Annotated in this window: 18 protein-coding genes; 6 read left to right on the forward strand and 12 right to left on the reverse strand. The window is 67.7% G+C overall.

The features are described from left to right. Positions 1–9: 9 nt before the first annotated feature. The gene (gene metX, locus DVK03_RS00290) at positions 10–1,257 is read right to left on the reverse strand and encodes a homoserine O-acetyltransferase (protein WP_115801950.1); all 1,248 of its coding nucleotides are present in this window, start codon (positions 1,255–1,257) and stop codon (positions 10–12) included. Then, positions 1,254–2,573 carry an O-acetylhomoserine aminocarboxypropyltransferase/cysteine synthase family protein gene (locus tag DVK03_RS00295; RefSeq protein WP_115801951.1) on the reverse strand — a complete coding sequence of 440 codons (1,320 nt, stop codon included), beginning with the start codon at positions 2,571–2,573 and terminating at the stop codon, positions 1,254–1,256. The genes metX and DVK03_RS00295 overlap by 4 nt, the downstream gene beginning before the upstream one ends. 177 nt (positions 2,574–2,750) lie before the next feature. Here DVK03_RS00295 and ligA point away from each other — a divergent pair, with 177 nt between their 5' ends. Next, positions 2,751–4,850 carry an NAD-dependent DNA ligase LigA gene (ligA, locus tag DVK03_RS00300; protein WP_115801952.1) on the forward strand — a complete coding sequence of 700 codons (2,100 nt, stop codon included), beginning with the start codon at positions 2,751–2,753 and terminating at the stop codon, positions 4,848–4,850. A gap of 63 nt (positions 4,851–4,913) precedes the next feature. On the opposite strand, the gene DVK03_RS00305 is transcribed toward ligA, so the two are convergent. The 3 genes from DVK03_RS00305 to DVK03_RS00315 form a co-directional block, all read right to left on the reverse strand. Next, the gene (locus DVK03_RS00305; RefSeq protein WP_004044911.1) at positions 4,914–5,837 is read right to left on the reverse strand and encodes an ABC transporter permease; all 924 of its coding nucleotides are present in this window, start codon (positions 5,835–5,837) and stop codon (positions 4,914–4,916) included. Beyond that, positions 5,834–6,814: an ABC transporter ATP-binding protein gene (locus DVK03_RS00310; RefSeq protein WP_115801953.1), complete on the reverse strand. Its 981-nt coding sequence runs from the start codon at positions 6,812–6,814 to the stop codon at positions 5,834–5,836. The genes DVK03_RS00305 and DVK03_RS00310 overlap by 4 nt, the downstream gene beginning before the upstream one ends. A gap of 114 nt (positions 6,815–6,928) precedes the next feature. Beyond that, positions 6,929–7,204 (reverse strand): hypothetical protein, encoded by a 276-nt coding sequence (locus tag DVK03_RS00315; RefSeq protein WP_004044915.1) that lies wholly within the window; start codon positions 7,202–7,204, stop codon positions 6,929–6,931. Between the two features lie 112 nt (positions 7,205–7,316). On the opposite strand from DVK03_RS00315, the gene DVK03_RS00320 reads away from it, so the two are divergent. Then, on the forward strand, positions 7,317–7,544 hold the full coding sequence (locus DVK03_RS00320) for a hypothetical protein (RefSeq protein WP_115801954.1): 228 nt from the start codon (positions 7,317–7,319) through the stop codon (positions 7,542–7,544). A gap of 23 nt (positions 7,545–7,567) precedes the next feature. Here the strand turns inward: DVK03_RS00320 and DVK03_RS00325 are convergent, their stop codons facing one another. Continuing rightward, positions 7,568–9,091, reverse strand: coding sequence for a methyl-accepting chemotaxis protein (locus DVK03_RS00325; RefSeq protein WP_115801955.1), 1,524 nt, complete (start codon positions 9,089–9,091; stop codon positions 7,568–7,570). 142 nt (positions 9,092–9,233) lie between these two features. Here DVK03_RS00325 and DVK03_RS00330 point away from each other — a divergent pair, with 142 nt between their 5' ends. Then, the gene (locus DVK03_RS00330) at positions 9,234–10,973 is read left to right on the forward strand and encodes an excinuclease ABC subunit C (RefSeq protein WP_115801956.1); all 1,740 of its coding nucleotides are present in this window, start codon (positions 9,234–9,236) and stop codon (positions 10,971–10,973) included. A gap of 64 nt (positions 10,974–11,037) precedes the next feature. Here DVK03_RS00330 and mdh read toward each other — a convergent pair whose 3' ends face one another. After that, positions 11,038–11,952, reverse strand: coding sequence for a malate dehydrogenase (gene mdh / locus DVK03_RS00335; RefSeq protein ID WP_008578602.1), 915 nt, complete (start codon positions 11,950–11,952; stop codon positions 11,038–11,040). 206 nt (positions 11,953–12,158) lie between these two features. Between mdh and DVK03_RS00340 the strand changes: the two genes are divergently transcribed. After that, positions 12,159–12,758: an Sjogren's syndrome/scleroderma autoantigen 1 family protein gene (locus tag DVK03_RS00340; protein ID WP_115801957.1), complete on the forward strand. Its 600-nt coding sequence runs from the start codon at positions 12,159–12,161 to the stop codon at positions 12,756–12,758. An 80-nt stretch (positions 12,759–12,838) separates the two neighbouring features. Further along, a complete protein-coding gene (locus tag DVK03_RS00345) occupies positions 12,839–13,228 on the forward strand; it encodes a universal stress protein (RefSeq protein WP_008609153.1) in 390 nt (129 codons plus the stop codon). Positions 13,229–13,252: 24 nt separating this feature from the next. Here the strand turns inward: DVK03_RS00345 and DVK03_RS00350 are convergent, their stop codons facing one another. The 4 genes from DVK03_RS00350 to DVK03_RS00365 all read right to left on the reverse strand — a co-directional run bounded on the left by DVK03_RS00350 (position 13,253) and on the right by DVK03_RS00365 (position 18,256). Next, on the reverse strand, positions 13,253–15,829 hold the full coding sequence (locus DVK03_RS00350) for a DEAD/DEAH box helicase (RefSeq protein ID WP_115801958.1): 2,577 nt from the start codon (positions 15,827–15,829) through the stop codon (positions 13,253–13,255). A gap of 345 nt (positions 15,830–16,174) precedes the next feature. Then, entirely contained in the window at positions 16,175–17,167 is a 993-nt protein-coding gene (locus DVK03_RS00355; RefSeq protein WP_081606157.1) for a Zn-ribbon containing protein, read from the reverse strand. A gap of 48 nt (positions 17,168–17,215) precedes the next feature. After that, complete coding sequence (locus DVK03_RS00360; RefSeq protein WP_004044951.1) at positions 17,216–17,608, reverse strand: DUF2073 domain-containing protein; 393 nt, start codon at positions 17,606–17,608, stop codon at positions 17,216–17,218. Between the two features lie 6 nt (positions 17,609–17,614). Then, entirely contained in the window at positions 17,615–18,256 is a 642-nt protein-coding gene (locus tag DVK03_RS00365) for an Era-like GTP-binding protein (RefSeq protein ID WP_004044952.1), read from the reverse strand. A gap of 1,389 nt (positions 18,257–19,645) precedes the next feature. On the opposite strand from DVK03_RS00365, the gene DVK03_RS00370 reads away from it, so the two are divergent. Beyond that, the gene (locus DVK03_RS00370; RefSeq protein WP_004044954.1) at positions 19,646–21,340 is read left to right on the forward strand and encodes a Cdc6/Cdc18 family protein; all 1,695 of its coding nucleotides are present in this window, start codon (positions 19,646–19,648) and stop codon (positions 21,338–21,340) included. A 47-nt stretch (positions 21,341–21,387) separates the two neighbouring features. Here the strand turns inward: DVK03_RS00370 and DVK03_RS00375 are convergent, their stop codons facing one another. Beyond that, positions 21,388–22,185: a S26 family signal peptidase gene (locus DVK03_RS00375; protein WP_115802705.1), complete on the reverse strand. Its 798-nt coding sequence runs from the start codon at positions 22,183–22,185 to the stop codon at positions 21,388–21,390. Positions 22,186–22,292: the final 107 nt, after the last annotated feature.

Consider the following 22,292-nt stretch of genomic DNA (forward strand, 5'->3'; position numbering starts at 1 on the left):
CCCCGCGGCTCAGCGCGAGAACAACGAGGAGTGGACCGGGGCAAAGTCCTCGTCCTCGCCGGGTTCGCCGCCGTCGGGCGCGGTGTCGGTCACGGCGCGGCCCGCGACGCCCTCGTCGACGAAGTCAGCGAGCGGCGGGCCGACCTTCTCGGGTTCGACGAGGAAGGCGTCGTGGCCGTGGTCGGACTCGACGACGTGGTGGGCGACCGGCACGTCGCCGCGGCGGAACGCGCCCGCCAGCGACTCCGACTGCTCGGTCGTGAAGTGCCAGTCGCCGGTAAAGGAGACGAGGAGCGCCTCGCCCTCGAAGGCGGCGAGCGCGGCCGCGTCGGACTCGTAGCCCTCCGAGAGGTCGAAGTCGTCCATGGCGCGCGTGAGATACAGGTACGCGTTGGCGTCGAAGCGCTCTGCGAACTTCTCGGCCTGATAGTCGAGGTAGGACTCGACCTCGCGGTACGGGAAGAAGGACGCCGCGGGGTCCGACGGGAAGGCGTCGCCGCGCTCGCCGCGACCCGCGGAGCGCCGGCCGAACTTGCGCTCCATCGAGTCCTTCGAGAGGTACATCAGGTGGCCGAGTTGGCGGGCGAGGCCGAGACCCGCGTCGGGCGAGGGGCGCTCTTCGCCGTAGTAGTCGCCGCCGTTCCAGTTCGGGTCCGAGGTGATGGCGCGGCGGGCGACGGCGTCGATACCGAGACACTGCGAGTCGAGGCGGGCCGCCGAGGCGACGACCGCGAGGCGCTCCACGTCGTCGGGGAACTGCACGGCCCAGTCGAGGGCGTTCATGCCGCCGACGGAGCCGCCGACGACGGCGTGCAGGCGGCCGACGCCGAGGTGGTCGAGCAGGCGGCGCTGGGCGCGGGTCCAGTCGTGGACGGTGACCGGGGGGAAGTCCGTGCCCCACGGCTCGCCGTCGGGACCCTCGCTGGCCGGGCCGCTCGTGCCGTAACACGACCCCGGGACGTTCACGCAGATGACGTAGTAGTCGTTCGTGTCGATGGCCTTGCCCGGCCCGACGATGTCCCCCCACCACGCGCGGGCCTGCCCGGAGACGCCCGACTCGGTGCCGTGGCCGGCGACGTGCTGGCTCCCGGTGAGACCGTGACAGACGAGGACCGCGTTCTGTCCGTCGAACTCGCCGTAGGCCTCGTAGGCGACTTTCAGGTCGGGCAGTATCTCGCCCGACTCGAACTCGTGTTCCCCGATGTCGACGACATCGGATTCGACCCGCCGGCCGGGCGTGGTTCGGGTACGGCTCATCGCTTCTCCGCGTCCCCGTCGGCCTGCTGACGCAAGGCGTGTTCGATTGCCCGGTCGAGGTCGTCGATGATGTCGTCGGCGTCCTCGATGCCGACCGACAGCCGGAGCATATCGGGGGCGACGCCCGCGGCGCGCTGTTCGTCCATCGAGAGCTGTGCGTGCGTGGTCGAGGCGGGATGGATGAGCAGCGTCTTCGCGTCGCCGATGTTGGCGAGGAAGCTCACGAGGTCGACCGACTCGCAGACGGTCTTGGCGGCCCCGTAGGCCGCCTCGTCGTCCTCGCCGTCGAGGCCGAACGTGACCATGCCGGCGTAGCCGCCCTGCAAGTACTTCGAGGCGAGGTCGTGGGTTTCGTGGTCCTCGAAGCCGGGGTAGGTGACCCACGCGACGCCGTCGCGGTCGCGGAGGAACTCGGCGACGCGGCGGGCGTTGTCGCAGTGGGCGCGCATCCGGAGCGCGAGCGTCTCGACGCCCTGGAGGGTCTGCCACGCGTCGAACGGCGACTGGCAACTGCCGGTGCTCCTGACGGCGCGCTGGCGGACCGCCTCGGCGAAGGCGCGCTCACCGAATCGCTCGACGAAGTCGACGCCGAACGCGGGGTTCTCGCCGGAGAGTTCGTCGTAGTCGGCCGCGTCCCACGGGAAGGTGCCGCCGTCGACGACGACGCCGCCGACGGTCGTACCGGAGCCGTGGAGCCACTTCGTCGTGGACTCCCAGACGATGTCCGCGCCGTGTTCGATGGGCCGACAGAGCGCGGGCGTGGCGAACGTGTTGTCCACGACGAGCGGAACGCGGTGCTCGTGGGCGACCGCCGCGATGGCCTCGAAGTCGGGCGTCTTCAGCGAGGGGTTCGCCACCGTCTCGACGTGGACGAAGGCGGTGTCGTCGTCGATGGCCGCCTCGTAGGCGGCCACGTCGAGCGTCTCGACGGTCCGGGATTCGATGCCGCGCCTGACGGCGGTCTTCGAGAAGTACGAGGCCGTGCCGCCGTACATGTCCTCCGAGAGGACGACGTTGTCACCGACCGACGCGAGGACGGTCGTGAGCGCGTCGAGCGCGCCCATGCCCGAGGCGGTGGCGACCGCGTCGACGCCCGCTTCGAGGGCGGCGAGGCGGCGTTCGAGGATGCGGGTCGTCGGGTTGGAGATGCGGGAGTAGACGTCGCCGTCGGCTTCGAGGGCGTACAGGTCCGCGGCGTGGTCCGCGTCGTCGAAGACGTACGACGTGGTCTGATAGAGTGGCGGGGCGCGGGCCCCTGTGGCCGGGTCCGGGTCCTGTCCGGCGTGGAGGCCGAGCGTGCGAAAGCCTCGATTCATGTATGAGGTGCATAATCTTCGATAGAGGAATAACCGTCAGTTACGGCAAGCGTTGCCCGTGGTTTGAGGTGGCGACGCAACGACGGTTCGGGCGGCTGGCATCGTCGCGGCCCGTCACGCCATCCATCCACCGCCACCCCGGAGCGTTTACCCGCCGTCCGGCCGACACCCGAACCAATGAGCGACGCCGACGTCGACGCCGAGTCGAACCCGTACCTCCGCGACCCGCCGACCGAGTTCGAACCCGCCGAGTCGCTCTCGCGCGAGGCGGCCGAAAAGCAGGCCGCACTCCTCCGCGAGGCCGTCCGCGAGCACGACCACCGCTACTACGTCGCGGCCGACCCGCTCGTCTCCGACGCGGCCTACGACGCGCTGTTCTCCCGACTCGTCGCGCTCGAAGGCGCGTTCGACCTCGACACGACCAACAGCCCGACGAACCGCGTCGGCGGCGAGCCCATCGACGCGCTGGAGACGGTCGAACACGTCGCGCCCATGCTCTCTATCGACCAGAGCACCGACGCCGACGACCTCCGCGAGTTCGACGAGCGCGTCCGCCGCGAGGTCGGCGCGGTCGATTACGTCTGCGAACCCAAGTTCGACGGCCTCTCGGTCGAAGTCGTCTACGAGGACGGCGAGTTCGTCCGCGCGGCCACCCGCGGCGACGGCCGGCGCGGCGACGACGTGAGCGCCCAGGTGAAGACGATTCCGACCGTTCCCCTCTCCCTCCGCGGCGACCACCCCGACCGACTCGCCGTCCGCGGCGAGATTTACATGCCGAAGTCCGACTTCAGCGACCTCAACGCCCGGCGCGTCGAAGCCGGCGAGGACGCCTTCGCCAACCCCCGGAACGCGGCCGCCGGGACGCTCCGCAACCTCGACCCCTCGGTCGTCGCCGACCGCCCGCTCGCGGTGTTCTTCTACGACATCCTCGACGCGAGCGCGCGACCCGACAGCCAGTGGGCGGCGCTCGACCGCCTGCGCGAGTGGGGTCTCCGCGTCACCGACCGCATCGAGCGCGCCGAGGACGTGGCGGAGGCCATCGACTACCGCGACCGGATGCAGGCGGCCCGCGACGATCTCGACTACGAAATCGACGGCACGGTCATCAAGGTGGACTCGCGGGACGCCCGCGAGCGGTTGGGCGAGAAGAGCCGCTCGGTCCGCTGGGCGTTCGCCTACAAGTTCCCCGCGCGCCACGAGGTGACGACCGTTCGCGACATCGTCGTGCAGGTCGGGCGGACGGGCCGGCTCACGCCGGTCGCCATCCTCGACCCCGTGGACGTGGGCGGCGTCACCGTCTCCCGGGCGACGCTCCACAACCCCGACGAGAGAGCCGCCCTCGGCGTCGCGGTCGGTGACCGCGTCCGCGTCAAACGCGCCGGCGACGTGATTCCGCAGGTGGTCGAGGTCACCGAAGACGGCGGCGGGAGCTACGAGTTCCCCGACGAGTGCCCCGTCTGCGGGAGCGCCGTGGACCGCGACGGCCCGCTTGCGTTCTGCTCGGGCGGGCTGTCGTGTCCGGCCCAGCGGGAGGCCTCCATCGGCCACTTCGCGGTCAAGGGCGCGATGGACATCGACGGCCTCGGCGAGGAGCGCGTCGCCCAACTCGTCGACGCCGGCCTCGTCGAGACGGTCGCCGACCTCTACGACCTGACGGCCGACGACCTCGCCGAGTTGGAGGGGTGGGGCGAGACGAGCGCCGAGAACCTCGTGGCCGCCGTCGAAAACTCGACGAACCCCTCTCTCGACTCGTTTCTCGTCGGCCTGAGCATCCCCGAGGTGGGCGAGGCGACCGCCCGCGGCCTCGCCCGCGAGTTCGGGTCAATCGAGGCGTTCCCCATCGAAGCCGACGCCGAAGAAGACGAGTTCGACGCGTTCGAGGAACGCCTGACGACCGTGCCCGACGTGGGCGAGACGGTGGCGCGTCGCGTCCGCGACTTCTTCGAGAACGCGGACAACCGCGCCGTGATTCGCGCGCTGCTCGACCGCGGCGTCGACCCCGAACCCGTCGAGTCGGGCGGCGACGAACTCGACGGCCTGACGTTCGTCGTGACCGGGACGCTCGCGGCGAGCCGAAGCGACGTGACGGAACTCGTCGAATCCCACGGCGGCAACGTCACCGGCTCCGTCTCGGGCAACACGGACTACCTCGTCGTCGGGGAGAACCCCGGCCGGTCGAAGCGCGACGACGCCGAAGCGAACGACGTGCCGACGCTCGCGGAAGCCGAGTTCGAGGCGCTGCTCGCGGAGCGCGGCGTGGCGTATCCGCCGGAATAGAACGGTCAATCGGTTCGCTGAGACGGGCGCTGAGGCGACCGCCTCAGGCTCGCTACGTCGGCCTCAGAGGTCGGCCTTCTCGAACGCCCGGTAGCCGAGCAGCGGCGGGACGACAATCCACGCGACGAGGATGGCGAGGATGAACGGCCCGGTGAAGTAGAACGGCAGCGACTGCGAGAACGTCGATTCGATGGTGAGTCGCTCGGCGAGGCCGGCCTTGAACAGGCGGGCGGCGACCGCGGGCCCGTACAGCTCCGCGACCAGCGTCTCGTAGGCCCGAAGCGGGTTCAGGTACTTGATGAAAAGCCGCATCTGAACGATTTGCGGCGCGGTCAGCGCGGTGAGACCGAGCTGTTCGACGACCCAGTTGACGAGCCGCGGGACGCCCGTGGCGACCGTCGACCAGAGGACGGCGAAGATGAAGTACAGCCCGACGGTGCCGAACAATGCCTGCCGCTGGGAGGCCGAGGTCGCAGAGAGCCAGACGCCGATGGAGACGAACGCCGTGGCGAGCAGTCCCGAGAGGGCCACCTGCCCGGCGTAGGAGACGAACATGACCTGCCCGCCGGTGAACAGCATCGCGAAGAGGGCGACGACGAAGCCGACGAGCATCGAGACGAGGACGACGAGCGTGCGGCCGACCAGCTTTCCGAACACCACGTCGCGCCGGGAGTTCGGCAGCGACAGCAGGAGCTTGATGGTGCCCGACTCGCGCTCGTCGATGAGCGAGCCGTGGGCCGTCACGAGCGCGATGAGCGCGAGGACGAACCCGAGCATGCCCGCATACGAGAAGTTGAACAGCCCGCCCGGGGCGGTCGTGAGGCCGAACAGCGTCTCGGAGTTCGCGCCCGCGCCCGAGAGCAGAACGCCGTAGAACAGCGCCGTCGACCCGCCGATGAGCAGGGCGAAAAACAGCGTCAGCCCGAGGAGCCACCGCGACCGGAGGGCGTCGCGGAAGTCCTTGCGCGCGACGGATTCGAGCGTCACGCCGCCACCTCCGGTTCGTCGGCCGGGTCGTCGCCCTCGGTGTACGCGAGGAAGATGTCCTCCAGCGACGCGGAGTCGGTCTCGAAGTCGGCGACGGTCGCGCCGTCGGCCTCGACGGCCTCGATGACGCGGGTCTTGGCGTCGTCGGTACAGCCGACGACGAGGCGGTCGCCGTCAGATTCGACCGACGAGACGCCGTCGAGCGCGCGGACCGCGTCGAGGTCGGCGTCGCCGTCGACGTCGATGCGGAGCACCGCCTCGGCGTCGACGCGGTCGCGGAGGCCCTCGATGGTGTCCTCGGCGATGAGTTCGCCGTCGCGCATGATGCCGACGCGGTCGCAGACCGCTTCGACCTGCGCGAGGACGTGACTGGAGAAGAACACCGTCGCGCCGCGGTCGGCCTCGGTGCGGACGATATCGCGCATCTCGCGCGCGCCGGCGGGGTCGAGACCGGAGGAGGGCTCGTCGAGGACGAGGAGGTCGGGACTGCCGGCGAGCGCCATCGCGAGCGCGAGGCGCTGGGACATCCCCTTGGAGTAGCCGCCGGCGCGGCGGTCGGCCTCGTCGGGGGTTAAGCCGACGCGGGAGAGCAGTTCGTCGGGGTCGTCGTCGGCTTCCTTGGACTCGATGGCGAACTCGACGTGTTCGCGCCCGGTGAGCCGGTCGTACACCTCGTAGCCCTCGGGGAGTACGCCGGTCCGACGACGGACGGCCACGCTCTCGGCCTGCGCGTCGTGTCCGAGCACGTGGACGGACCCGCTCGTCGGACGCACGAAGTCGAGAAGCATGTTGATCGTCGTCGATTTTCCAGCACCGTTGGGACCGAGGAACCCGAAGACCTCCCCTTCCGCGACGGAAAACGAGAGGTCGTCGACGGCGGTGACGGTGTCGGGTTCGGACGACGGGAGGAGGGTATCGAACAGTCCCTCGTCGTCTTCGAACCGTTTCGTCACCCCGTTTAGTTCGATGGCGGCCATGGGCGGGCCTGCGTCGCACTGCCTTAAAGTGTTTTAGGTGCGGAAATCACGGCCGATAACGTTGCGGGCGGAACTCGGGGGCTGTCGAAGTCGCAGTTCGCCGCTGCTGGAACGTCAGACCTCGTCGTCGGGTTCGTGGGAGTCGGCCATCTTCGTCGCCTCCGCGGCGTACCGCTCGCGCAGGTCGTCGTCATCCACGGGTTCGAGATTCTCCGTCGGCGCGTCGATGGCGGCGGTCACGGTCATCCGGCGCTGGTGCATCACGGCCGCGGCGAGCTCCTTCCGGAGTTCGTACTCGCCGTCGGGCGTCGCGTAGATGAGGATGATGAGGTCGCGGTCGTCGTAGGACCGCTCGACCAACCAGAGCCGCGTCGTGTCGTCGTCGCTCATGGGCCGTGGTTCGGCCGGGGTTCCCTTACGCGTGCCGGCATCGCATCGCGGAGCGTGCCGCGCCGGGAGTCCCCCCTGTCGTTTATTCGCTCCGCAAGCGTACGATTCCGGCATGTTGGAGACGCTGCTCGGGGACGACGTGGAGTCGTCGGGCCGATACCTTCCCGAACTCATCTACGGCGCGAACGACGGCATCGTCACGACGTTCGCCGTCGGCGCGAGCCGGAGCCTCGTGACGAATCGCTCGTGGCTCGCTAACAGCGTCGAGATGTTCGTCGTCGGAATGGCGGCCGCCACGGTCGCCTACGCGGTCGGGAACCTCCTCGCCGGCGTCGCCTGACGCGGGCGCGTGTCCGACTCACGTCAGGCAGACCGGCTCCCAGTCAGCTCCTCGACCTCGGTGGCGAGCGACGACAACGCCTGCGTACTCTCGTCGGTCGCGGTGACGATGCTGTCGACCGCGCCCTCGGTCTCGACGGTCCGGTCGCGCACGTCCTCGATGGTCGCGGTCAGCTCCTCGACCGCCTCGGCCTGCTCGTCGGTCGCGCGGGAGACCTCCGCGACGCCGTCCGCGGCGGTGTCGATGGAGGCGGCGATTTCCTCGAACGCCGCCAGCATCTCGGAGATGCGCTCGTCGGCGTGTTCGATGCGGTCGTTGGACTCCGTCGCCGCGTGGACCGCTTCGTCGGTCTGCGACTGGATGTTCTCTATCTGCGCGGTGATGTCTTCGGTGTGCTGGCGCGTCTCGTCGGCGAGCGACTTGACCTCCTCCGCGACGACGGCGAATCCGTCGCCGTCCTCGCCGGCGCGGGCGGCCTCGATGTTCGCGTTGAGCGCGAGCAGGTTCGTCTGTTCGGCCACCTCGGAGATGACCTCGACGACCGCCTCGATGTCGTCCATGCGGCCGCCGAGTTCGGTCACGCGGTCGACGAGTTCGTCGCCCATCGTGACGACGCTCTCGGTCGCTTCTCGCGCCTCGCTGTTGGCCTCGCGACCCTCGGCGGTCGCCTGCCGCGCCTCGGTGGCTGCGGTGTCGACCTCGTCGGCGGTGGCGGCGACCTCCTCCATCGTCGCGCTGAACTGCTGCATCTGTGTCGCGCCCTCGTCGAGGAGGTCGCGCTGTTCGTCGACGTTCTCGACGATGGCGTCGGCCGCCGACGCCGCCCGCGTGACCGCCGCGGTCGCCGTCTCGGTCTCGTCTTCGACGTTCGACGCCAGCGTCGAGAGATTCCGCGCCGTCTCGTTGACCGCGTCGACGACGAGATACAGCTGGTCGTCGACGGCCCCGCTGTCGTCTATCGTCGCCCGCGCGTCGAGGTTCCCTTGGCTCAACTGGGTCAGCGTCGATTCGACCTCGGAGACGAGCGCGGCGACCTCGCGGTGGCGCTCGACCTCGGTCGTGCGGTTGCGGACGGTCTGGAGGACGCCGACGAGCTCGTCGCCCTCGTACAGCGGCATCGCGGTGTGCCGGGCGTGACAGTCGTCGCCGTTCGCGTCCGCGAACGTCTCCTCCGCGGCGTACAGCAGCCGGTCGGGGTCGTCGAGTTCCACGCCGTCGAGCGACGCGGCGTCGCGGGGGTTGTCGAGGACCTGCCCCGCGAGCACCCGGGCCGCGGCGTTGCCGTAGAACGTCTCACCGAGGTCGCGCCGGCCGAGCGCGTCGGCCGCGGACGTGCCGGTCAACGACTCCACGCCGGCGTTCCACGCCGCGATGCGGCCCTGTTCGTCGAGGACGAACGCCGGAAGCCCGACGCCGTCGAGCAGTACGTCGTCGTCGACGTTCAGGTCCGGCGCGTCGGTGGCGGAACCGGCGACGATTCCGCCGTCCGGTAACGGCGTCTCCTCACCGAACCACGAGCGGACGCGTGAGAGTATACCAAGTGACATTATCGACTTCGTTTCAGGGCATCACAGGAGTATCTTTCGAGGGCAGTATCAAATAAGATAATCACGCAGTGGCGGGATGGTCGAGTCGGCCGCTCCGCTCGACGCGTCAACCTCAAGCCCCTCGCGCGGTAAGCCACCCCAGATGGACCCTGCCGCGGTCAGCGAACGAGCCAGCGCGCTGCCGTCGGACCCCGGCGTCTACCAGTTCGTCGCCGGCGACGCGGTGCTGTACGTCGGGAAGGCGGTCGACATCCGCGCGCGAGTTCGGTCGTACGCGGACCCGCGCTCGGAGCGCATCTCCCGGATGGTCGACTGCGCGGAGCACATCGACTTCGCCGTTACCGACACTGAGACGCAGGCGCTGCTCCTCGAAGCCAACCTCATCAAGCGCCACCAGCCGCGCTACAACGTCCGGCTGAAAGACGACAAATCCTACCCGCTGGTTCAACTGACGGCCCACGCGGTCCCGCGCATCGAGGTCACCCGCGACCCCGAGGACTCCGCGACCGTCTTCGGGCCGTACACCGACAAGGGCCGCGTCGAGACGGTCGTGAAGGCGATTCGAGAGACCTACGGCCTCCGCGGCTGTTCTGACCACAAGTATTCGAACCGCTCGCGGCCGTGTCTCGACTACGAGATGGGCCTGTGTACGGCCCCCTGTACCGGCGAAATCGCGGAGCGCGACTACCGCGAGGACGTGGAGTCGGCGGTTCGATTCTTCGAGGGCGAGACGGGCGTCCTCGCGGACCCGCTCCGCCGGGAGATGGAGGCGGCCGCGCAGGACGCGGAGTTCGAGCGCGCCGCCAATCTCCGCGACCGACTGGAGGCCGTCGAGTCGTTCCACGGCGCGGGCGAAGACGCCGTCTCGTCGCAGTCCGACGAGCGCGCCATCGACGTGCTCGGCGTCTCGCTCCGCGGCGACTCGGCGACGGTCGCCAGACTCCACGCCGAGCGCGGTCAACTGGTGGACCGGACCCGCCACCACCTCGACGCGCCCGAGGGCGAAGACCGCACGGCCGCCGTCCTCTCGGCGTTCCTCGCGCAGTTCTACGCCGAACGCGACCTCCCCGACGCGGTCGTCCTCTCGGAGCACCCCGACGACGAGGACGTGGTCGCGTGGCTCGAAGCCGAGGGCGTGGGCGTCCGCGTCCCCGGCGCGGGCCGCGAGGCGAAACTGGTCGAACTCGCGCTGAAGAACGCCCGCCGGCGCGCCGGCCGCGACGACGGCCTCGCGACGCTCGCCCGCGAACTCGACCTCGACGTGCGCCGCGTCGCCCGCATCGAGGGCTTCGACGTGAGCCACGCGCAGGGCAAGGCCGTCGTCGGGAGCGACGTGTGCTTCGTCGACGGAAGCGCCGAGACCGCGGACTACCGCCGGCGGCGACTCCCCGAGCGCAACGACGACTACGCGAACATGCGCGACCTCGTCCGCTGGCGGGCGACCCGCGCGCTGGAGGGCCGCGACGACCGCCCGGACCCCGACCTGCTCCTCATCGACGGCGGCAAAGGACAGTTGAACGCCGCGCTCGACGCCCTCGACGAGACGGGCTGGGACGTGCCCGCCGTCGGCATCGCCAAGGACCGCGAACTGGTCGTCACGCCCGACCGAACCTTCGACTGGCCGGACGACGCGCCGCACCTGCACGTCCTCCAGCGGGTCCGCGACGAGGCCCACCGCTTCGCCGTCCAGTACCACCAGACGCTCCGAGACGAGGTGAAGACCGTCCTCGACGACGTGCCCGGCGTCGGTGAGAAGACCCGCCGGGCGCTGCTGACGCGGTTCGGCAGCGTCGAGGGCGTGCGCGAGGCGTCTGTCGAGGACCTGACCGACGTGCCCGGCGTCGGCGAGAAGACGGCCGACGAACTGAAGCGGCGGCTCTGAGCGGCGTCAGATACTCGGGTGAAAAAGACGGATTGGATTCGTCGCGCGAGCGAGCCGGAGCGGCTTACGCGATTTCGTCGTACTGGTCGCGGAGCTTCTCGGCCGCGTCGTCCATGAGGTCGGCCTCGTAGTCGTCGAGGTCCCACTCGACGACCTCCTCGATGCCGTTCGAGCCGAGTTTGACGGGGACGCCGAAGGCCGTGTCCTCGTAGCCGAACTCGCCGTCGAGGACGAGTGAGCCGGGGAGCACTTCGCCGGTGTCGTGCAGGACGGCCTCGACCATGTGGGCGACGCCGGTCGCCGGACCCCACTGGGTCGCGCCCTTGCGCTCGATGACGTCCATGGCGGACTCCTGGAGGTCACCGAGAATCTCCTCTTTCTCGTCGGCGGAGAAGGCGGGGTCGTTGCCGTCGACGCGGACCTTCGAGAAGACCGGCACCTGCGCGTCGCCGTGCTCACCGAGGATGGTCGCGTCGACGTTCTTGACCGGCACGTCGAAGCGCTGGCTCAGCACGTAGCGGAAGCGGGCGGAGTCGAGGCGGCCGCCGAAGCCGATGACTTTGTGGCGGTCGCGGTCGCCCGTCTCGTAGAGGTGACGGTTGAGCAGGTCCACGGGGTTCGACGTGGTGATGGAGACGAAGTCGTCGTTGTGCTCCGCGAGCGAGGAGCCGATGTCGTCCATGATGGGGGCGTTGTCGCCCGCGAGGTCGATACGGGTCTGTCCCGGCTGCCGCGGGATGCCCGCCGTGATGACGACCACGTCGGAGCCGGCGGTGTCCTCGTAGCCGCCCTGCGTCACGACCGTGTTGGAGTCGTACGCGATGCCGTGGTTCGTGTCCGCCGCCTGTCCGACCGTCTTGTCTTCCATCTTCGGGATGTCGACGAACACGAGTTCGTCACAGACATCGCGAAGCGCGAGGTTGTACCCAGCCGCGGCACCGACCGTGCCGGCCGCACCAATCACGCTAACTTTCGTCATGCCACATTAACGACGCTGTGGATTCCGAGTAAACGTTTCGGAACGGGCACCGAACCGCAGTCTGTCGATTTCGTGTTCGTCAGTCGTCGAACATCGGGCGACAGCGACGGGGTGGACTCGGGCGCGAGAGCCGGTGAAACCGCCGGTGACGAAACCGGTCGAACGACGCCGTGGGGTTTTTCGACGCACGTCGCGTCCACACGCACATGAGCGACTTCGACAAGGAAGCAGAGCGCCAGCGACTTCGGGAGAAGTACGAGCGAGACGAAACGAAGCGACGGTCGACCCAGCGGATGAGCGAGCTGCTCCTCAAGGGCGCGACGATGACGAACAAGCACTGCGACAACTGCGGCGACCCCTTGTTCCGCTACGAGGGGCAGGTGTTCTGTCCGACCTGTCAGGCCGAGGGGCAGGCCGCGGCGAACGCCGACCAAGACGCCGAGCAGGCCGCCGAAGCGGCCGTCGAAGCCGACGAAAGCGAAGCCGAAGCCGAGGCGAACGCGAACGAGACGGCCGCCTCCGCGGGGAGCACCGAGGCCGCCGACGAGACGCGCCGCGACCCCACCGGCGCGAACGGGCGCGACGCGGCACCGACTCGGACGCGAACCGCGGGCGAGCGGGAGGCGACCGAGCGACGCGCGCCTCGCGAGGTCGCCGGCGACGTGACCGCCGCGCGCGAGTCGCTCGTGCGGACGCTGACGTGGGCCGCCGAACAAGCCGAGTCGACCGACGACCCGCGGCGGGCGACGGAGTATCTGACCGCCGCGCGCGAGGCCGCCGAGGCCATCTCGGCGCTCGACCGATAACCGACTGCCTGTCCTCGCCACCTCGCGTCGGCTGTCGCTCCGGGCGGTAGAACTACCGCCCCGCGGGTCCTCTGTTTCGTATGGACGTTCTCATCCCCATCGACGGCACCGACGCCAGCAAACGCGCGCTCGACTTCGCCATCGAGATGGTCGACGGGATGGGCGGGAGCCTCCACGTCGTCCACTACACGAACAACCAGACCGACGCGACGGAGGCCATTCTCGACGACGCGCGCGGCAGACTCAAAGCGGGCGACTTCGGCGGCGAACCGGAGCTTTCGACCATCACGGTCGACGTGTGGACCGCCGACCGCGTCGGCGAGGAGATTCTCGACACCGTCGAGCGCGGCGGCTTCGACCACGTCGTGATGGGCCACCACGAAGACGGCATCGTCGAGCGAACCGTCTTCGGGAGCGCCGCAGAAACGGTGCTCCGGGCCGAGGCCGTTCCGGTGACTATCGTCCCCTGACGCGCTCCGGGCGGTGAACGCGGCTCAGCGGTACTCCGAGCCGACGACCTCGCGGATTCGCTCGGCGGTGACTTGGCCGACGCCGCGGACCTCCTTGAGGTCCTCCTCGGTGGCGGTCATGACCGCCTCGACGCTCCCGAACGCTTCGAGCAGCGTCCGCGCCGTGACCGGGCCGATGTCGGCAATGGCGGAGACGACGTACTCCTGTTGTTCGTCGAGCGTCTTCGCGCTCTTGCCGCCGTGGACGCTCACGGTGCGCTCGCGGTCCGTCTGCTCGCGGGTGGCGATGGTCGCCAGCAGCTCCGCGGTGTCGTCTTCGTCTTCGGTGAACAGCACGCTCACGTCGAAGTCGACCGCGACCGACGACAGCGCCCCGCGAATCGCGCCGGGGTGGATGTTGCGCTCCTCGTAGAGCCCGCGCCCCTCGATGACGAGCAGCGGCCGGGCGTAGTGGCGCGTGAGGTCCGCTATCTGCTCGAATATCGAGCGGTCGCCGCCCGTGAGCGTGTCGAGGAAGTCCGAGACGCTCTTTCGTTCGACCGCGACGCGGTCCGAGAGGACGTAGTCACCGACCGCGAGCGTCTCCAGTCGGGTCGTCAGGTCCTCGCGCTTCGAGAGGGTGCGGGCGATGTTGGAGTCGAGTTCGCGCTGGTCGACGACGATTTCGACGGTGTCCTCGTCGTCGGTGCCCGCCGCGGCGACGGTGGCCGAGTCGTCCACCTCGTCTCCTTCTGCGTCCGACGCCGGGTCGTCGCCCGAGTCGGCCGGGTCGGCGTCCTCGCCGTGGCTGTCGTCGCCGTCGTCCGCCCGCGCCAACGCCTCGTCCGAGGGACCGAAGTCGGCGAGGCCGGACTGCCCGTCCGAGTCGGTCGCCGCCGCGGTCGCGGTCCGGCCGTTCGAGGCGGATGACGCGGTAGCCGACGCCCCGTTCGCATCGCCCTCGCTCGCGGCGTCAACCCCCTCGTTTCCGGTGGAACTCCCCGCGCTACCGGCGGAACTGGCGTCGTCTCCCGCGAACGCCGAGAGGTCGCGTTGGGAGGGGTCGAGTTCGGCTTCGAGGTCGTCGGCCGCGCCCTTGAGGTCCCGAAGCTCGTTTTGCATCGTCTTCTCGCGGCGGCGCGATATCCAGAAGTACGCCTCGTCGCGGGTGTCCTCCGCGAGGAGGACGACCACGCGACCGTCGGCTTGCCGGCCGGTCCGCCCCTTCCGCTGGATGGACCGGATGGCGGTCGGCACGGGTTCGAAAAAGAGCACGAGGTCGACCTCGGGCACGTCGAGACCCTCCTCCGCGACGGATGTCGAGACGAGTACCTCGAACTCGCCGTTTCGGAACTTGTCGAGGGTCTCCTGCTGTTCGTTCTGGGTCATCCCGTCGGAGCCTTCGCGGTCGCCTTGCCCGACGAACCGCCGGACCGAGAAGCTCTCCGAGAGGAACTCCGTCAGCGCCTCGGCCGTGTCGCGCGACTCGGTGAAGACGATGACGCGCTCGCCGTTCTGGATGCCGAGCGTCTCCGCGAGGAGGATGCGCGTCTTCCTGAACTTCGGGTGGAGGCCGTCGAACGACTCGGCTTTCCGCATCGCCTCGCGGACTTTCGGCTCGGCGACGAGTCGCTGGCTCGCCTTCGACGCGCCCGACGACCGGGCGGCGTTGCGCTGGCGCTCGAAGTACCGCCGGACCGACTCCACCGACTGGGTCTCGACGAGTTCGACCGCCCGGCGGAGCTTCATCACCTCCGCGTGCGTCGACATCCCCTTGTAGCCCTCCGACTTGTCGGCGTTCATCAGCCGCTGGAGCTCCGCGCGCATCCGGTTGAGCTTCTTCTGGGAGATATCGGGCTTCGTCGATTTGGTGACGCCCAACTGCTTGAGCTTCTCCAGTCGGTCGGTGATGACCTCGTTGAGCGCGTCGCGTATCTCCAGAATCTCGTCGGGGAGTTGGATGCGGTTCCACTCCACGTCCGTGTCGTGGGTGTACTCCGACACGTCGGCGTCCTCCTCGGTCATCACCTCCACGTCGACGATGCCGAGGTTCTCACAGACTTCGAGGATGGCCTCCTCGTCGCCGCCGGGCGAGGCGCTCATCCCCGTGACGAGCGGGTTCTCGGCGTCGGCGTGGTAGCGCTCTGCGATGTAGACGTAGGCGTAGTCGCCGCTCGCGCGGTGGCACTCGTCGAAGGTGAGGTGCGTCACGTCCCGAAGCGAGATGCGGTTGCCGATGAGGTCGTTTTCGATGACCTGCGGCGTGGCGATGACGATTTGGGCCTCCTGCCAGAGTTCGGCCCGGTCGTCGGGCCGAACGTCGCCGGTGAAGACGACGATTTCGTCGTCCGGGACGGTCAGCGCCTCGCGGTAGAAATCGGCGTGCTGCTGGACCAGCGGCTTCGTCGGCGCGAGAAACAGCGACTTTCCGCCCACGTCGTGGAGGCGCTGGGCGGTGACGAGCAGGCTGACGGTCGTCTTCCCGAGGCCGGTGGGGAGACAGACCAGCGTGTGGCCGTCGCGCGCGGTCCCGGCGAGGCGAATCTGATAGAGCCGCCGCTCGATGAACGACGGCGCGAGTAGCGGGTGGTCCACGTACGCAACGTCCTCGGAGGCCGACATCGGTGACGATTGCTCGCCCTTGCCGATAAGGGTTCGCAGAGCGGGGTGAAAGTAAAGCGTCCGCCGGGCCTCGCCGCGGCGGTCGTTACCCCGTGCTGTCAGAGGTATCGAGGTCGGGGTCGTCTGGTCGCGCGGTCGGGAGCGACGCTCCGAGGAGCGACGCCCACTCGGCGACCTTTTCGTTGTGCGGATTGGACATAGCGCTTCCCCAAGGAGATATACTCTCAACTATCGTATATAACGGTTATGCCGATTCGACGGATGGACTCGCGCGTACGTGGCCGGACGGTCGGCGTTCCACCGGAAACGACGGGGTGAAAAGTCGGGCGGGCGCGGAAAGCGCGCTCAGTCCTCGCGGTTGCCGGGGCCCCACGTGTCCGGAACTTCGATGACGTACCGGCCGTCCTCGCGGAGCGAGATGATGTACTCGCTTCGGTCGTACAGCTCCATGAGGTTGAGTTCGTACTGCCCGGGGTTGACGATTTTGATGCTCTCGAACTGTTCGTTGAGCTCCTCGCGAAGCTGGTCCAGGTCGGGCCGCTCGTCGGACGAAGGCTCGATGACCGTGCCGTCCGCGTCCGTGGGCGCGTCGGCGGGCTGACCGGCCGGCCCCTCGGAGGCGGGCGGCGCTTCGGACGGCGTCTCAGCCGCCGAACCGCGTCGGTTCGCGTCGGCGGCGGCGAGCTCCTCCGGCGTGACGACATCGCTCCGAGCGCTCTTCTGGGAGTTGTCTTCGTCCGTCTCGCGCGCGTTGATTTTACCGGGGTCGCGGTCCGGAGGCGAAGCCGAGTCCGCCGAGCTACTGGGTCGCTCCGTCGCGTCACCTCGGGATTTGTTCCGCGACGCTGGGGGTTCCTGCGGGTCTGCTCCCGGAGACTCGCCGGGCGCGGACGGCCACTCGCCCCAACCGCGAGGTTTGTCTTCGGGTTCGCCACCCGCGTCGGCCGCGTCGGACGCGTCGCTCGACCCGGCCGCACCGGTCGACGACGGTTCGCTTCGGGTCGAACCGGCGGTGTCACCGGTCTCGGATCGCTGTGGGGCGTTCGCGTCCGCATTCGCGTCCGCCCAGTCGCTGACGGTCATCGACTCCTCGTCGGTCGAGTCGGGATGGGACTGCTGCTGTGCGCGGTCTCGGACGGCGTCGGCCGCCGAGGAGCTCAGGTCCCGCGTTCCGGCGCCGCCCGTCGACGGCGTGTCGTCGCTTGCGCTCGCGGGAGCGCTCCCGCTCGACGCGGGCTTGAACTGAAACTTGTTGCCGCCGCAGCTCGGGCACCCCGAGAGCATCTCCTTCGAGCCGTCGGGGAACACCTTACCGCACGTGGTGCATTGATGTGGCATTGGTGGATGTTGGCGCCGGATGGCGCGTGAGGGCGTTCGTGGGGCCCCCTACTTTCGCGAGACGAGCGCGCTGATGAGATTCTCGTCCTTGTGAAGCGTCTGAATCTGGTTCGCGGGACCGATGACCGTGAGCTTCTGGGTCGACTGTCGGCCCATGAGCCGGTCGAGGAAGCTCTGGTCTGCGGTCTGCGAACGCGGATACGTCTCGATTTCGATACCGTTGAACTCGTCGGGGCTTATCTCGGCCATCGTGACTTCGATAAGCTTCGACTCCTCGTCGGGCGAGAGGCCTTCCTCCAGGATGACGATGTTCCCGTCACGGACGCCGTCGAGGATGAGTCGAATCTTCTCCATGCTGGTGAGGTTTGCCATCCGATTCCCGCTGAAGAGGTCTATCTGGACCCCGTCGGAGCCGTTGTCGGAGGCGGTTGCTTCAGGCATGGTGAATCACGCGAAGTACTTCGCGATTTTGGCGTACACTTCGTCCATGTTCTCCCCTTCGAGCGCTGACAACTCGACTGTTTCGTGCTGTGGGTACGCGTTCGCGATGCGCTCGACGTTCGAGTCTTCGAGGTCGATTTTGTTCGCGAAGATGAGCACGGGCAGGTCCTGGCTCTCGATGATACCGATGAGCATCGTGTTGACCTGCGATATCGGGTCCTTCGTGCTGTCGAGCACGTAGATGACGCCGTCGACGTCCTCGCGGAGCCAGTGCATGGCTTCGGCGACGCCCTCGGTCGCCTCGCGGGACCGGCGAACGGCGTCGTCTTTCTCCATGTCGTGTTCGAGGAACTCCTTGTAATCGACCTTCGTCGTAACCCCCGGGGTGTCGACGATGTCGATAGTGACTTTCTTGCCGTTCCGCTCGATTTCGACGTTCTCTTTCCGCCTGGCGCGGCGAGTCTCGTGAGGGATGTGGCTCTCGGGACCGACGGCGTCACCGGTCCAATCACGGGCGATACGATTTGCGAGAGTCGTCTTCCCGGCGTTGGGCGGGCCATATATACCGATCCGCTTCGGCTCGCTCTCCGAAAAGAGCCGGTCGACGACTCGTGAGATGCTGTCTCTTAAATCTGTGAGCAGTCCCATCCTGGGCCTCCCGCACCTCCCGAACGCGTCGTGGAGGGCGTATGGAGGTATCACCCAACCGGACTCACTTAAGCACTACGTCAGACACCAGTCACGTGGTCGACAAAACGACAGAAAAGAACGTCGGTGACGGCGGCCAGTCCGATTGGGCGAACTCGAACGACGAAATCGACAGGCCGGCGTTCGAGCGGGACGTACCGAGCGACAGAAAGGCGGCCGCTCGGCGGCGATACGCGTTCATTTAGCTTGTTACTTTGGGCGTACACGTGCGTAAGGATACCGAGCAGTGACGTCCGGAGTACCGCAGTGTCTCTCGAACACGACGAGCGTTCTGAAGCCGCCGCGCCGACTCCCCGCAGTCTGTCCTCGCCGCAGTAGCCGTGATTCTGATATGGTGACACGTGCCGCGGTGACGTGAACTACTCGCAAGGCAACACCCCCACCCCTTCGTTTCAGGTGGAACGGGCCGAAGGGGTGGGTGGGGGGAGACCGCTAGACGGCGGTCGAATGTTAATTGAATAGAGAGGATGAGTAATATTATCCGTTTTCTCTCTACTACGGGTTTGGTATGCGGATATCTGTGATAAAACCACCGCTATACAAAGACTACCGAACCCCCCTCCCCTCCTGTTCGCTGCTCCACCTGAAACGATGGGGTGTGGGGGAACCGAGACGCAGGGGTTTCCCGTCGAACTGGAGAACGACAGTTAATTACAGGAGAAATCGAGACGTTACACAAGGTCGATACTCGCTCTACTACCCGAATTCGTCCAAATCGTTATTCGGACATCTCCACGCGAAACGAAGGGGTTACTCCCATCGAGTTTTCTGTCGGGGACACATCGCACGTCGAGTTCCACTCCAACGACGCCCGTTGGTCAGTCACCGCCACCGCTCAGTTACTGTCGGTACTCGGTCTCCGACACCCATCCGGCTACCCACCATCGTTCAGTCACGCTGCCGCGCAGTTGCCGGCGCAACTCGTTACCCACCACTCGGCCGACTCGACCTGTTTCGACTCGACCTGTTTCGACTCGACCTGTTTCGACTCGACTCGAGCCGAGCCGACTTTCCGACGCGGCTCGATTCGCCCGTTCGCCATCTGGTTCGTCTCCCAGCGACCGCCGGTACTGACGACATCGCCGGGGGAGCGAAACTGATACGCGCGGGTTCTCGTGTTGAAACGGTCCCGCCCGGCCGAGTTCCGGTCGAACGGCGGCGGACGGGTCGGAGAAGTAAGATTTTTGTACCGACTGTTCGTTTGGTTCCTTTGCATCATCTGGAATCGCCTTCTTCGGCGTGATGCGTAAATGCCGACTATCACCGGCTTCACGCACCCTATACGCCGCCGCGGGCGACTATTCCACTTGAAACAAAGGGGTATTCACGATGGACGAGGAAGAGAATCCGCGAGGCGGCGCACGAGGGGAAGCCGGGAACAGCACGCCGGACGACGGCGGCGCGGACGCCGACGCCGATGCTGGCACCGACACCGACGACACACCCAGTAACGACGCGTCCGGCGGTGACGGTTCCGCCGACAGTTCCGCCGTCGAGGACGACGTGTCGCCCGAAGACATCGACATTCAGGCGAGCATCGGTCCCGACGCCGACGCGCCCGACGCGTCCGACGAGGATCTCGACCAGCACAAAGACCCCGACGTCGGCCTCGACAAAGTCGTTCTCAACGACGACGAGGGGTCGAAGGGGCTGTTCGACGACCTTCTCGCCGGCGAGCCGATTTTCGAGAACAAGGAAGTCCTCCGCCCGTCGTACACGCCACACGAACTCCCGCACCGGACCGACCAGATAAACCAGATGGCGACGATTCTCGTCTCCGCCCTGCGCGGAGAGACGCCGTCGAACATCCTCATCTACGGGAAGACGGGGACCGGTAAGACCGCGAGCGCGAAGTTCGTCAGCCAGGAGCTCGAATCCACCTCCCAGAAGTACGACGTGCCCTGCGAGGTCGAGTACATCAACTGCGAGGTGACGGACACGCAGTACCGCGTGCTCGCCCAGCTCGCGAACAAGTTCATCGAGAAGAACGTCGAGCGCATCGAGGCCGAACAGGAGCGCCTCGACGAGATGCGCACGCGGGCGACCGAAGACCCCAACGCCCTCGAAGAGACGCCGTACGACTCCATCGCCGAAATCGACGAGCGCGCGGCGGAACTCGACGACGACGCCGACGAGATGGAGACGGTGCCGATGACCGGGTGGCCGACCGACCGCGTCTACACGACGTTTTTCGACGCCGTCGACTACAAAGAGCGGGTGGTCGTCATCATGCTCGACGAAATCGACAAACTGGTCGAGAAGTCGGGCGACGACACGCTGTACAACCTCTCGCGGATGAACTCCGAACTCGATAACTCCCGCATCTCCATTATGGGTATCTCGAACGACCTGAAGTTCACCGACTTCCTCGACCCCCGGGTCAAGTCGAGCCTCGGCGAGGAGGAAATCGTCTTCCCGCCGTACGACGCGAACCAACTCCGCGACATCCTCCAGCACCGCGCCGACGTGGCGTTCAAGCCCGGCGCGCTCACCGACGACGTGATTCCGCTGTGCGCCGCGTTCGCCGCGCAGGAACACGGCGACGCCCGGCGCGCGCTCGACTTGCTCCGCACGGCCGGCGAACTCGCGGAGCGCGGGCAGGCCGACACCGTCGAGGAGGCCCACGTCCGGCAGGCGCAGGACAAAATCGAACTCGACCGGGTGGTCGAGGTCGTCCGCACCCTGCCCACGCAGTCGAAAATCGTCCTCTTCGCCATCATCCTCCTGGAGAAAAACGGCGTCCGCAACATCAACACCGGCGAGGTGTTCAACATCTACAAGCGCCTCTGCGAGGAGATCGACGCCGACGTGCTGACCCAGCGCCGCGTCACCGACCTCATTTCGGAACTCGACATGCTCGGCATCGTCAACGCCGTCGTCGTCTCGAAGGGCCGCTACGGCCGGACCAAGGAAATCAGCCTGTCCGTCCCCATCGACGAGACCGAGGCCGTCCTGCTGACGGACTCCCGACTCGGCGACATCGAGAGCGCACAGCCGTTCGTGCAGGCGCGGTTCGACAACTGAAACTGAAGAACGAAGTCCCGAAGTCCGACGCTTTTAGTGCACTCGCGTCACGCCGCGAGCGCGGCGGTCCGCATCGGTGTGTTCCCCGCTTCGACCCGAAGCGGTGCCGTCGTCGCCGTCGCGTCGCTTCCCGGCGCGTCGCCTCCCGCCGCGTTTGCCGTCGACGCGTCGGGAACCGCCGTTTCCATCGTCGGCACGTCGACGAACTCGACAGGGGCGGGCGCGACCGGCGTCGTCGTCGCCATCGAGTTGGCGAGCGTCAGCCGAACCCACCCGAGAAGCGGGATACGGATTCGCGCGACGCCTTGGACCCACTCGGGGCGGACCGGGTCGGCGATACCGCTTACTTGGTCGTACCGGGGGTTGTTGTCGCCTTTCGTGATGAAGCCGCTGTACTCGGCGGGGCAGTTGGCGAGTTCTCGGCAGTTGTCGGCCGACATGTACTCGGGGTTCGCCCGGTCGTACCAGTTCTCTCCGTCGTCGACCCAGAACATCGCCCGGTGGATAATCGGGGGACCTGCCGACCCGGGGTCGTCGTAGACGATGACGCTCCCGGGGCCGCCGAACTTCCGGTAGTCGACCTCCGCGCCCGTCTCGGCCGTGACGACGGCGGTCCCCTCGACCGCCGAGTCGGGGGCGTATCGCTCCGGTCCCGTGATGAACACGAGGTCGCCTTTGTGCATGTGCGGTTCCATGCTCCCGCTTTCGACGGCGACCATCGGCGGCCACACGCCGCTCAGCGCGAACAGGAGCAACCCGACGGCCAACACGGCGAGCGCGCTCGTCAGGAGTTCGCGGACGAACAGAAGCGGCCCCTCCTCTGCCGTCCGAAGCCGAGTTAGCACGCCTTCGTCGGAGGTTGGACCGCGCCGCGAGTCGGGGGAGGGCGGGCGGCCATCGTCGTCACTCATCACTCCCAGTTTACCCGGACTGGGTTTCAACGTTCTGGGTT

It is taken from the genome of Haloferax sp. Atlit-109R, assembly GCF_003665865.1.
Classification (GTDB): Archaea; Halobacteriota; Halobacteria; order Halobacteriales; family Haloferacaceae; genus Haloferax; species Haloferax volcanii.